General features: G+C 52.5%; 10 protein-coding genes. 8 read left to right on the plus strand and 2 right to left on the minus strand.

Features of this window, described 5'->3' with window-relative positions:
- The first annotated feature begins 88 nt into the window (after nt 1-88).
- The 5 genes from D3P07_RS15410 (at nt 89) to D3P07_RS15430 (ending at nt 6,535) form a co-directional block, all read left to right on the plus strand.
- A complete protein-coding gene (locus tag D3P07_RS15410) occupies nt 89-1,867 on the plus strand; it encodes a cache domain-containing sensor histidine kinase (protein ID WP_119801109.1) in 1,779 nt (592 codons plus the stop codon).
- Nucleotides 1,864-3,399 carry a response regulator gene (locus tag D3P07_RS15415; RefSeq protein ID WP_119801110.1) on the plus strand — a complete coding sequence of 512 codons (1,536 nt, stop codon included), beginning with the start codon at nt 1,864-1,866 and terminating at the stop codon, nt 3,397-3,399. The genes D3P07_RS15410 and D3P07_RS15415 overlap by 4 nt, the downstream gene beginning before the upstream one ends.
- Nucleotides 3,400-3,486: 87 nt before the next feature.
- Nucleotides 3,487-4,821: an extracellular solute-binding protein gene (locus tag D3P07_RS15420; protein WP_119801111.1), complete on the plus strand. Its 1,335-nt coding sequence runs from the start codon at nt 3,487-3,489 to the stop codon at nt 4,819-4,821.
- Nucleotides 4,822-4,844: 23 nt separating this feature from the next.
- A complete protein-coding gene (locus D3P07_RS15425; protein ID WP_119801112.1) occupies nt 4,845-5,837 on the plus strand; it encodes a CobW family GTP-binding protein in 993 nt (330 codons plus the stop codon).
- A 110-nt stretch (nt 5,838-5,947) separates the two neighbouring features.
- The gene (locus tag D3P07_RS15430) at nt 5,948-6,535 is read left to right on the plus strand and encodes a hypothetical protein (protein WP_119801113.1); all 588 of its coding nucleotides are present in this window, start codon (nt 5,948-5,950) and stop codon (nt 6,533-6,535) included.
- Between the two features lie 115 nt (nt 6,536-6,650).
- On the opposite strand, the gene D3P07_RS15435 is transcribed toward D3P07_RS15430, so the two are convergent.
- Nucleotides 6,651-6,959, minus strand: a complete 309-nt coding sequence (locus tag D3P07_RS15435; RefSeq protein WP_259391526.1) for a hypothetical protein — start codon at nt 6,957-6,959, stop codon at nt 6,651-6,653.
- A 216-nt stretch (nt 6,960-7,175) separates the two neighbouring features.
- Between D3P07_RS15435 and D3P07_RS15440 the strand changes: the two genes are divergently transcribed.
- Complete coding sequence (locus D3P07_RS15440) at nt 7,176-8,006, plus strand: MerR family transcriptional regulator (protein WP_119801114.1); 831 nt, start codon at nt 7,176-7,178, stop codon at nt 8,004-8,006.
- Nucleotides 7,996-9,738, plus strand: a complete 1,743-nt coding sequence (locus D3P07_RS15445) for an ABC transporter ATP-binding protein (protein ID WP_119801115.1) — start codon at nt 7,996-7,998, stop codon at nt 9,736-9,738. Before D3P07_RS15440 ends, D3P07_RS15445 begins: the two co-directional genes overlap by 11 nt.
- A gap of 75 nt (nt 9,739-9,813) precedes the next feature.
- On the opposite strand, the gene D3P07_RS15450 is transcribed toward D3P07_RS15445, so the two are convergent.
- Nucleotides 9,814-10,716 carry a DUF4358 domain-containing protein gene (locus D3P07_RS15450; protein ID WP_119801116.1) on the minus strand — a complete coding sequence of 301 codons (903 nt, stop codon included), beginning with the start codon at nt 10,714-10,716 and terminating at the stop codon, nt 9,814-9,816.
- Between the two features lie 300 nt (nt 10,717-11,016).
- Here D3P07_RS15450 and D3P07_RS15455 point away from each other — a divergent pair, with 300 nt between their 5' ends.
- Nucleotides 11,017-11,706, plus strand: a complete 690-nt coding sequence (locus D3P07_RS15455) for a M50 family metallopeptidase (RefSeq protein ID WP_119801117.1) — start codon at nt 11,017-11,019, stop codon at nt 11,704-11,706.
- The last annotated feature ends 159 nt before the right edge of the window (nt 11,707-11,865 follow it).

Genomic DNA, 11,865 nt, shown 5'->3' on the forward strand with positions numbered 1-11,865 from the left:
AAAAGTATGACAGGCTGTTGAACAGATAGCCGATGACCGGATTGGTCATTCTAAATAGAGGTTTTTTTGGCAGGAGGAATGCGATTTCATGCGTTGGATCAGCAGCTCGTTGAAACGTAAACTATCCGTATTTTTATTGCTCGCCGTACTAATCCCTTTACTTGCACTTGGTTTGTTCGCTTATAATATGGCGGCAACCTCGACGGAGGAGAAGGCGAAGCAGTCCGGCGCAGGGATTCTGAGGCAGATGGCGACCAACATGGAGTTCATCGTACAGGACGCCGAGAATATATCGCTTTTTCTGATCGGGCAGAAGGATGTGCAGCAATTTTTGAGCGGATCGGGCACCGCTCCAGTTCAACAAACGAAAATGATTGAGTTTTTATCTAATTTGGTCTATTCCAAGCGATATATTTCCGATATTACTATATATCCGGTTCATTCTTCTCCGCCCATATCGAATACGACCATATTCCATACGGACCTGCAGAGTGCAGATGGGCGGATAGAGGATTTTCAGTCGAAAACTAAATTTTGGACGGCCAAATATGAGACGGATACAGCTACAGGCACGAACCAGGTTATTTCGCTGGTCAGACCGATTCGCAGCTTAACGAACTACAGACACCTGGGCACGCTCGTCATCAGCCTGAATGAACGCGCGCTCACGCAAATCTTGAATCAAGCCAGCATTTCGGAAAACGGGGAGGTATGGCTGAGCAACAGTGAAGGCGTCATTCTGTCTGGCACTGGGGAAAATCCGCCACATACAGACAAACTTGGCGATTTGCTAACGGATGCGCGGCTTGAGAAAGCCTCAGGCTGGCTATATGATGGGACTGGAGAAAACAAGCGCACCGTTCTCTATGATACGGTGGACGGCGTGGAATGGAGATTGACGGGCATGATGCCCATGGAAGATTTTCGCAATGAGAACAGCTTCGTGCTGAAACTGATGGTTGCCGTCATTGGCGTATCCATGCTCATTGCTTCCATACTTGTCCTTTATTTTGTACAAAGAATAACGAATCCGTTAATGATGCTGACAAGCTTTCTGAAAAATTCCAATCCCGAGGATTCCTTCCAGACGTACCCCGTCGAATCGATGGATGAGGTTGGCCAGCTTGTTCGAAGCTACAATAAGCTTAGCGATAGAATCACCCAACTTACCGAGCAGGTCAAGCAGGAGGAATCCAGCAAGAAGGAAGCGGATATGCAGGCGCTGCAGGCGCAGATCAACCCTCACTTCCTATATAACACGCTATCGTCCATTCATTGGATGGCGTTGATGAACAGGGATGACAAGATCGCCGATATGGTAGGGAGCTTAAGTGATTTTCTGCGGTTCAGCTTGAACAAAGGGGAAGAGTTTTGTTCCGTGGAGCAAGAAGTGGCGCATGCCAAGCACTATGCCAATATTCAGTCCATCCGCTTCCCTGGCAAGTTCTGGATCAAGCTTGACATCGATCCTGAGTTGAATTCGGAGCGCATGCTGAAGCTGCTGCTTCAGCCCTTAATCGAAAATGCGCTTATTCACGGTATTCAGCAGCAGCCGGAAGCGGGGGAGATCAAAGTGACCGCGGAGCGTGCAGAGGGGCGGATGCTCTTCAGCGTGGAGGACAACGGAGTCGGAATGGAGCAAGGCAAGCTGGCCGAGATTCAGCAGGAGCTTCGAGGACCTGAGGATCAGAAGCGGGATATGGAGCGGCTGGAGCGAGGAAGCTACGGTCTGCGCAATGTGCATAAGCGGCTTCAACTGCATTATGGCATGGAATCGGGTCTGCGCGTTGAGAGCGCACACCAAGAGGGGACGAAGGTATCCTTCGCCATACCACTTATGCTTAGAGAGGAGGCGGAGTCGGAATGAAGCTGTTAATTGTTGATGATGAAGTTATTATTCGCACAGGCTTAAGCACCGTGATTCCGTGGCCGGAATACGGATATGAGCTGCTTCAGCCTGCAGCATCCGCTGAGGAAGCGATCGCAAGACTGGAATCGGAGCGGCCGGATATTGTGCTGACCGATATTCAGATGACCGGACTTAACGGGTTCGATCTGGCCAGGGAAGTGAGGCGGATTCTGCCAAGCACGGAAGTGATCATCTTGACCGGGTATGATCAATTCGAATATGCAAGAAGGGCAATAACAGAGGGCGTAAGCGACTACTTGCTTAAAACAAGCCGTCCGGATGAAATCAAGAGTGCTGTCGGCGCTGCACGCGAGAGAATTGTGTTGCGGGGGGAGAGCGGCAACCGGAATGAACTGCGGGAGAAGCTTATTGAGACGCTGATCCAGGGCGGCGAGGTAGACTATGCGACGATGCGTCAGAGCATGAGGCTCTTGCCTCGGCTCCGGATGGATACGGCATCGCGCTATGTCGTCTGCTGCATTGGGGCTACCGGCTGGGGGACAGAGAACGGATATGGCAAGCTTCTGCTGTTCGCAGCCCATAATGTGATCGATGAGCTGGTCGAGGGAGAAGCGGCTTTGCGGGAGGATCATATTCTGTTGATTCTTCCTCTTATGAAAGGCGAGGAAGGCAGCTTGGCCAAGCTGGAGGATATGCTGATGCGAATAGAGCGCAAGCTCAAATGCAAGCTTTACGCGGCGGTAGGCGAAGAGGTCTGCAGCCTTGACGAATTAAAGCGTTCCATCGACAGCGCACAGCATACGTTCTTGTATCACGGATTGTTGCCCGATGTCCGAATGATCCATACTCGTGACGTATGCAGACGCAAGGGCGGCCGCCGAGCTTGTTCGCCGGGGGAGAAGGAGGATCTGTACGCATTGCTGCAGGAAGGGGATGCGCCCGCACTTCAGCTTTGGCTGGAAGGCATGGTGGATGCGTTGGAATCAGATGAAGAAACGACGCCGGAATCCTATCATGCTTATCTTAATTCTGTGCTGCTGGAGGCAGAGGAGTCGGTCTATCGTTTAGTGAAGGAGGCAGGCGCAGAGCCGGCGGCGGCGATCAAGGCATTGCCGATTCCGTTAAAGCTTGCTGCTGAGAACGGGCGCGAGGAGATGATGAATCGCGTGCTGGAATTATTGAAGGATTATTTAACCGCCTCCGGCCATCACAGCATGCCGCCTATGAATCGTGCGATCACATACATACAGGAACATCTCGAAGAAGATCTGTCTTTGGCTCTGGTCGCGAAGCGGGTGCAGCTTACCCCGCACCACTTCAGCGAGGTGTTCCGGCGGGAGACCGGCCATACGTATGCGGAGTTTGTAGCGAAGGCCAGGGTGGAGAAGGCTATGGTGCTGCTAAAAGAAACGGATGCTTCTTCCAGCGAGATTGCCAGTCGAGTGGGTTACGGGGACGTGGAGTTTTTCAGCGGGCTATTTGAAAAACATACGGGCTTTACGCCTTGGGAATACCGTCGTAGGAGATAGAACGTAAGGCTGAACACAATCTTGTCTAAGCGATACGCTGATCGTTTCCGTATCCATCGATTAATCTACCATTGGGGGGAGCACGGGATGAAAAGAACTGTAACGGCTGTTGTTGCCTTGACTGTTCTTCTTGCTGTGTCGACTGGTTGCAGCATTCTGAAGTCCTGGGATGCCAACAAGGCCGGCAACATAAGGGCAACCATTTCGTTGTGGCATAATTTCACCGGGGATGATCTGCGTGCGCAGACCATGCGGGCGATTATTCAAGAGTTTGAAGAAGCTCATCCTAAGATCAAGGTTCAGGTAAGGGAGATTGCGCCTGATGAATATCGGAAGCGGCTGAAGGAAAGCGCGGAGACTGGCCATATGCCGGATGTATTTGTCTTGTGGAGCGGTGCGATGACAAGGGAGTACGCGGCTGCATCCCTGATCCAACCGATTGATGAGCTGGTGGATGCCTATCCCGAGTGGAGGGACGGCTTTCTGCCCAATTCGCTGGAAGCCTTTAAGGATAGAGGACTTGTCTATGGCGCTCCAATGGGGCTGTCGCCGACTTCTATCCTGTATTACAACAAGCGGATATTCGAAGAGAACAGACTGAGCGTGCCAAAGACGTGGAGCGAGCTGCTGTATGTTATCGATAAGCTTAACCGCAATGGAATTACGCCAGTCGCCCTCGGCAATAAGGCGGGGTGGCCGGCTCAATCCAGCATTTTCAGCTCGCTTGCTGACCGGGTGACCGGCACCGAGTGGCTCATGTATGCGGTACGTCAGGAAGGGGGCGTTCGCTTCACCGACCCAACGTTCATCGAGGCGCTGAATTATATGAAGCAGCTCGGCGAAGCGGGAGCTTTCCAGGCAGGTTATCAGCTTATTGATAATGTGGAGATGGAGCTTATGTTCGCCAGAGGGGAGGCGGCTATGATGATCGACGGTGGCTGGGCGCTAACGAATCTGGCGGCGAACGCGACGCAGGAAGCGATGAATGAAATGGGAGCCGCGCTGCTTCCTGCTATCCCGGGCGGCAAGGGCGATCCAAATACGCTAGCAGGGGCTGTCGGCTCCGGCATGGCGCTAGGCAAAAGCGCAACAGGAGCCAAAAAGGATGCCGCTTTCGAGTTAATTTATGCGATGTCCGGTCCGGAAGCCCAGCAGCGGACGCTGGAGAGCAACCAACTGGTCAGCTATAAGATTGAGCTGGACAAGAGCAAGGTGTCGCCAATCTTTGCAGAGGTGTATGATTTGGTGAATAGCGTCAGTCTGACACCCGTCTATGACGGTGTACTGACGACAGAAGGAGCAGAGGCGCTGAACGACGGACTCCAGGAGCTACTGGAGGGAGGAGATCCGAAGCAGATAGCTGCCAGCATTCAGGAAGCGCATGCCAAGGCGCTGGGACAATTGCTGGGGAGCATGCCCTAGAACGGTACGAGGAGAATGGGATTATGAGTGATCGGAATCAACCTGTTATACAATCAAAGAAGACGCCCGTCTATTTATTGTCGGGATTCTTAGGCAGCGGCAAGACGACGTTCTTGACCAGCTTGCTGGCCCGACTTAAGGCGGAGGGAAAGCGTCCGGCCGTTATCATGAACGAACTGGGCGACATCAATCTGGATGGCGAGCTGATCAGCCGCGACGTTCCGATGGCCGAGATGCTTGGGGGATGCATCTGCTGCTCTATTCGCGGCGATCTGGGCGTGGAGATTGCTTCCTTGATCGGGGAGCATCATCCCGATGCCATCATCATTGAGTCGACGGGCGCAGCCAATCCGATGGAGACGCTTGACGGGGTAGCTGATGCGGCGATGTATGCCTCCCTGGAGCTTCGCTCTGTGGTTACGATCGTAGACGGGCCCGAGCTGCTGGAGCGAAGAAAGCTGGGCAAAGGACGAACCTACAAGCTGATGGTTGAGCAGATCAGGTGCGCTACACTCCTGATGCTGAACAAGACCGACAAGCTGGCGCCGGATCAACTGGTGGAAGCACAGCAATTGCTTAGGGAGCTGAATGCGCATGCAGCTATTATGCCGGCGGTTCGTTGCGTGATTAACGATTGGGAGTGGCTGGACGAAACGGCTGTCCGCGAGACGGAGGACCGGCAGGAACTGGGCGGACATGGTGAGCAGCTCGAGCATCATCACAGCCATGGTCATGTCATGGCGTATACCCATTATTTTGACGGGCCTGTTCATAGTGAGTCGTTCGAGGCACTGCTGCAGCAATTGCCGGGTTCCATCTATCGTGCGAAGGGAGTTGTATCCTTCTCGGACATGTCGAGCGGGAGCCGATATCTGTTCCAATATGCGTATAAGGAATCTGATTTCATCCGCATCGAGCCGCAAGGCCATGTGAATGATGTCGCTGTGTTTATCGGCGAGCACTTCTCCAAGGAGGAGCTGCTAAAGATGATTAAGGAGCTGCAAGCTAAGTCGTAAATTGTTGAATCATGTCTATTCGGCTGCATGTATGGGAACAATATTCCAAATGAGGGGAATGCGATTCGCATCCGCTCCACATACATTGCGACAGAAGGGTGAGACAGCAAATGAAGAAGGTCAACATATACCTGATTATGGCGGCCGCAATCGGCATCGCCGCAGCTTCTGTAGGCTCGTCCCATACAGCCATCTATGCGGAGCAACAATCCGTGGCTCAGATGCTGGAAGGACCGATCCTGAAGGACGACAGGGAAGCGAAGCATCATCGCGGCGGGATGTCCAAAGAGCAATTCGAGGCTTACCGGCTGAAGAAACTGCAAGAGATGGCCGTCTACTTCGGCATCACGACAGAGGGCAAGTCTGCGGATCAATTGAAGAAGGAGCTTCTCGCTGCCAAGGAAGCCAATAAGGAGAAGTGGGAAGCCTTCAAAGCGGAGCACCGGGCGAAGCGTCTGGAGCATCTGCAGAAAGTCGCCGAGAAGCATGGCATTGAGACCAAAGGAAAAACCGAGGATCAGCTTCGCGAAGAGCTGGAGAAGGCTCATGGCGACAAGGAGAAGCATCATTGGAAGGAAAGAAACGAGCAGCGGCAAGAGGAGCCGACACCTCAGCCAACCATCGCACCGGAGAAGAAAGCGACGCCTCAGCCAACCGCAACACCAGAGAAAGCAGCGCCTAAAGGGAAAAAATCCTGATTACATGCGCGCAGGCATAGAAGTTTGCCAGAGAGGTTCTGGCAGGCTCCTATGCCTTTTTTATATGCGCGCTTCGGGAGCGATTGCTGACAGACACATTGCTTGAAGGACAGTTCTAAATGGTAGTTGTAAAAAGAGTGCCGAACAAGAGTACCACAATGAGCAGATAAAAGGCCAGCAAGATGGCTGCCCATATGAGCGCAGCTTTGAAGTAATTTTGCTTCGACGGGTTGCCTTCCCCAAAGGCGAATACGAACATCATGACAATGTTCACAACGGGAATGATCATGAGCAGCATCGTGAGCATCCATTCCTTGACCGACACGATAGGCGCCATGTCCTGGGACTGCTGCAAGACATGCTGATGGTAAGCGTGCTGAGGGCTTCCTTCGCCGAATGACGGCGGAACCGGGTTGTTCTCCACATCAATCGCTCCTTCCGAAAGGGATAGGTAGCTTAAGAGCCACATTTCATTATATAGACGAATGCTGTAATTAAAACCAAATTTATCGCAGCGCTTATCCACTATTCGACCGATGATGACAAGCTATTATGAATCATGTTTTTTTAAAAAAAAAGGCTTGCGCTTGACGTTACGTCAAGTGATATGCTCGTATCATAGAGAGAGGAGGACGACAGGATGGAGAGTCAATCGGATGCAGAAAAAACTTACGCCATTGGGGCATTCGCTAAGTTGACCGGGGTTACGGAGCGCACGCTGAGGTTCTATGACCGCAAAGAGCTGCTTACGCCCTCCGGCCGCAATGCCCAGGGTCATCGTTATTACACGGAACGGGATTTGCTTCGGCTGCAGCAAATATTAACGCTGAAATATTTGGATTTCAGTCTGGAGGAAATTGCAGAACACTTCGCAGAGCCTGGGGCCGATCTGGAGCAGTCGCTGTCCCTTCAATACGAGCTGCTCAAGAAGAAGCGGCAGCAGCTGGATCAGGCGATCTTTACAATAGAGCGGCTTAGAACCTATGTGGACGGAACGGAAAAGCTGGATAGCGCCTTGCTGCTGATGTTCATCCACAACATTCAGAATGAAGAGAGCCAGAAGCAATATTTGGCGGAACGCATGCCTACTGTTCTTGTAGACGCGATCTATCATGTGGGCGTGAAGGAGGAGGTCAGATTGGAGCGGGAGCGCATCATGACCCTTACTCTCATCGAGCTTCTGTCGCATTGCAGGGCTGGCAAAAGTCCGACTGATCCGGAGGTGCTGGCTGTCGGCAGTAAGATGGTACAGATCGTGACCGAGGTGCTGGCACCAGCGATAAGCCAACTGAGCGAGCAGGAGCTCTCGAAGCTGGAGCAGGAGATTGAGCAGAGCCTTGACCCGGTTCTGTTCCAGATCAGTCTATCTAAGGAAGAGGAGACTTTCGTGCAAGTTGTCATGGAGGAGCTTGAGAAGAGGGAGAAAGAGAAAGAGATTCAGGATGCTGGGGGGAATTCCGATGGAAATTAAACCGTTTTTCACATTGATTAGCAAGCACAGGCCCGCCAAGTGGATCATAGCGGCAGCTATCGTACTGGGACTGCTGGAGACCGCCATGTCGCTGCTCATTCCGCTGCTGACAAAGGATGTGGTGGAGCAGCTGTCGGCGTCCTCGCTAGAGACCTTCACGATCGTATCGTTAGCTGCTGTATTTATTCTACAGACTGCAACGTCCGGCTTCTCGGTCTATACGATGTCCTATGTCGGCCAGTTCATTATCGGCGGCATTCGCAAGGAGCTGTGGGAGCGTGTGCTCCGCCTTCCTGTTCCATTCTACGACCGGAATACGTCCGGAGAGACGATGAGCCGCGTGACGAATGATACGAATGTCATTAAGGATTTCATCATTAGCCATGTAATCTCGTTCCTCGGAGGCATCGTCTCCATTATCGGGGGCGTCGCGATTCTGCTCTATATCGACTGGAAGATGACAGTGCTGATGTTCATTGCCGTGCCGCTGGCAATGCTTATTCTATGGCCGCTCGGCAGCAAGATGTTCAAAATTTCCAAGTCTATGCAAGACGAGACGGCGCTGTTCCAAGGCGATCTGGGGCGGGTATTGTCGGACATCAGGCTCGTCAAGGCTTCGCTGGCAGAAGAGGTAGAGTACAAGCAGGGCAAAGGACGGATCAAGAGCTTGTTCCGCTTCGGCTTGCAGGAAGCCAAAATTATGTCCATCGTAACGCCGCTTATGATGACGGTTATGCTGCTTATTCTGGTATTACTAATTGGCTACGGAGGGGTAAGAGTTGCGCAAAACTCGTTGTCCACGGGTGAACTGGTCGCTATTATCCTGTATATGTTCCAAATCGTCATGCCGTTCACGCAGATGGCGTCGTTCTTCACGCAATTCCAAAAGGCAATGGGCGCATCGATGCGCATCATTGAGCTTCTGAAGGAGCCGGCGGAGTCGGGGGCAGCCGCGGCCGGTATGAAGGTTCAGCCGCTCGCGCTGGATAAGGATCTGACACTGGCTTTCGAAGGAGTGAGCTTTGCCTATTCGGCTGACAGGCCAATCGTCAAGAATTTGACCTTCGAAGCGCAGCCTGGCGGTATGACCGCTATTGTAGGTCCAAGCGGAACCGGCAAGACGACGCTATTCTCCCTTATCGAGCGGTTCTATGACCCTAGCGACGGTGTAATCCGTTACGGCGATGTGCCCATTGCGGATATAGGGCTGGAGGGCTGGCGCAGCCGCATTGCTTATGTCTCCCAAGATAGTCCGATGATGGCGGGAACGATTCGCCATAATCTCACTTACGGTCTCGAAGGAACGGATGAGTCTAAGATCAAGGAAGCACTGGCGCAATCCAATCTATCCGAATTTATCGCTTCGCTGCCGCAGGGCTTGGAGACAGAGGTAGGCGAGAGAGGCGTGAAGCTGTCCGGCGGGCAACGGCAGCGTCTGGCGATCGCAAGAGCGCTGCTGCGCGATCCCGATATTCTGTTGCTGGATGAAGCGACAGCGCATCTGGACAGCGATTCGGAGAAGCTGGTCCAGGAAGCGCTGAACGAGCTGATGAAGGCTAGAACGACGCTAGTCATCGCACACCGGCTGTCCACGATCAGCAATGCGGACAAGATTATTGTGCTGGAGAAGGGAGAGGTGACCGGGCAAGGTACGCATGCCGAATTGCTGCAAGCCCATGAGCTGTATGCAAAGCTGGTGGAGCAGCAATTTATCGACAATCAGGCTGTGTAGATCATTAGCATGTGCCCATTAAAAAAAGCGGCTGACGTATAATCGTCGGCCGCTTTTTTTTGCGATTAGGAATGTTTATGTTTTGAAGAAACCGTTGAAGATGTCGATCACTTCGTCCTGCTTGCTGGAGATGCAGAAGAGAACATAATTGCCGTTTTTTACGATCTTATAGTTTTTCGCCAGCTCGTGCTGGTCCGGCAAATATTCCTCAAAGGTTTTCTGCACGGCCGCTGCGCGGAATTCGAAGGCTTCCTTTATCGTATCGTATTGGTCCGCAGTCTTCAGCTTCACGACCGAAAACTCGCTGGCGGAAATCATAAAACCCGCTTGCTGAAACACGCCTTCCTCCAGCAGGCTATCCGGATCGATGCCATTGTAGGAGTCGGGAATCATCGCTTTCTCTACCGCTACCTGACCGACAAATTCGAGATCGGCCGTAATCTTATCCACGATGCCTTGGACGGTAACCGTTGGGGACGGATTCGGCTTTTCCGTTGGCGGCTGTGAAGGCTGCTGTGTCGGCTGTGGTGTTGGGCTCGGCGTTGACGTTGGCTTCGGTGTAGCGGAAGGCTTCGCGCTTGGCTGTTGCGTCGGCTGTTGCGTCGGCTGTTGCGTCGGTTTTTCGGTTGGCCTCACTGACGGCTGCTGAGTTGGCTTGACCGTAGCGGAAGGCTTCACACTTGGCTTGGCCGTGACGGTAGGCGTTTCTGTCGGCTTCGGCGATGGAGTCGTCGGCTCCAATGGCGCTTGGGACGGCTGCTCTTCAGCTGCAGACGATCCGTCTTCGCCCGGAGCAGGGGTTGCAGTCGGCTCGGGCTCAGGTGTTGCAGAAGGCGTTGCCGTCACTGACGGGACTCCGCTGGCGCGGGGCTCTGTATGGGAATTGTTGTTCGAATTGCCGCTGCCGCAAGCGGACAGCGCAAGTGAGATAGCAAGCGCAAGCAGGACTAGATTCAAATGTTTCTTGTTGATCAACATGATCTTCTCCCGTTGTTCGTTATAGGTTATGTAAACTTATTACTAGTAAAGACGCTTGGAAATAGGGGAAAGTTGCATTTTTGGAAGTCGCAAATTGTTGGGTATGTGAGGTTGTACATAAATTCATCAAGGAAAATGGCGGAAATTGTTGTTACATAAGGCTGGAATTAATCGTAATAACGGTATGAAATGGATTTTATCGCTAACGGCGATACGGTTAATGGTATAGTAGTTAGTGAAATCCTGTGAGGATGATAAGGAAGGGATATAGAGCTATTTCAGCATAGAGGGGGAACGTTATTGTTTTCATGGTTTCGTACGGCACTGCTGTTTATTGTTGTTCTAGTGTTGACGCGATTCATTCCGTTTTCGGAGTTTTTCCGCAATGTGAATACGCTGGTGCATGAGCTGTCTCACGGGCTAACCGCGCTGCTGCTGCAGGGTAGGGTAATGGAAATTCATCTGTATGCAGATCAGAGCGGAGTTACGTGGACGCGGTTTCAAGAGGGCTGGATGATCATTCCGATCGGTCTGGCGGGGTACGTGGGGGCGTCACTATTTGCCATGCTGCTGTTTATGCTCTATCGCAAGGATAATTCGAAGACGGGGCTAACCATCATTGCTTTAATGGCGGGTCTCGCGGCTATTCTGTTCGTACGCAACGGCTACGGAATGGCATGGAGCGTCGGCTTTGCGGCTGTGACAGCCGCTGTCGCTTTTTTGGCTCCGAGATGGCTGCAGCAGAGCTATTACTTGCTGATTGCGTTTCTGTGCCTGGTGGAATCGGTTGTCTCTGCATTTGTTATTCTTTATCTGGCACTGCAAAACCCGGGCTCTGCAGGCGATGCGACCAACCTAGCTGAAGCGACTGGCGTACCTGCTTTGCTATGGGGCCTCGTATTTGTCGCTATTGCCTTGTGGTGCGCGCGCGTCTCTCTGAGCAGGTTGCTGGGGAGAAGAAGAGGGCAGGAACAGAAGCTTATGGCTTAAGTTATAAAAGAGGAAGGCAGGCCAGGCGTATGAAACGTCGGGCCTGCCTCTTTTTGCTGCCAACACGCTGCCTTTAGCTTCCTGCCGTTAATGGCGAGCCACAATAGTCGCATGTCGAGCTTTCGCCTGCTGTGACAGCCTTACGTGCGCCGCAGCCTT

Origin of the sequence: Paenibacillus sp. 1011MAR3C5, assembly GCF_003591485.1 — a bacterium.
GTDB lineage: Bacteria > Bacillota > Bacilli > Paenibacillales > Paenibacillaceae > Pristimantibacillus.

Excerpts from the sequence above, each read along its gene's own strand:
- D3P07_RS15410 (WP_119801109.1), top strand. The coding sequence starts at position 89 with ATGCGTTGGATCAGCAGCTCGTTGAAACGTAAACTATCCGTATTTTTA.
- D3P07_RS15415 (WP_119801110.1), top strand. The coding sequence starts at position 1,864 with ATGAAGCTGTTAATTGTTGATGATGAAGTTATTATTCGCACAGGCTTA.
- D3P07_RS15420 (WP_119801111.1), top strand. The coding sequence starts at position 3,487 with ATGAAAAGAACTGTAACGGCTGTTGTTGCCTTGACTGTTCTTCTTGCT.
- D3P07_RS15425 (WP_119801112.1), top strand. The coding sequence starts at position 4,845 with ATGAGTGATCGGAATCAACCTGTTATACAATCAAAGAAGACGCCCGTC.
- D3P07_RS15430 (WP_119801113.1), top strand. The coding sequence starts at position 5,948 with ATGAAGAAGGTCAACATATACCTGATTATGGCGGCCGCAATCGGCATC.
- D3P07_RS15440 (WP_119801114.1), top strand. The coding sequence starts at position 7,176 with ATGGAGAGTCAATCGGATGCAGAAAAAACTTACGCCATTGGGGCATTC.
- D3P07_RS15445 (WP_119801115.1), top strand. The coding sequence starts at position 7,996 with ATGGAAATTAAACCGTTTTTCACATTGATTAGCAAGCACAGGCCCGCC.
- D3P07_RS15450 (WP_119801116.1), bottom strand. The coding sequence starts at position 10,716 with ATGTTGATCAACAAGAAACATTTGAATCTAGTCCTGCTTGCGCTTGCT.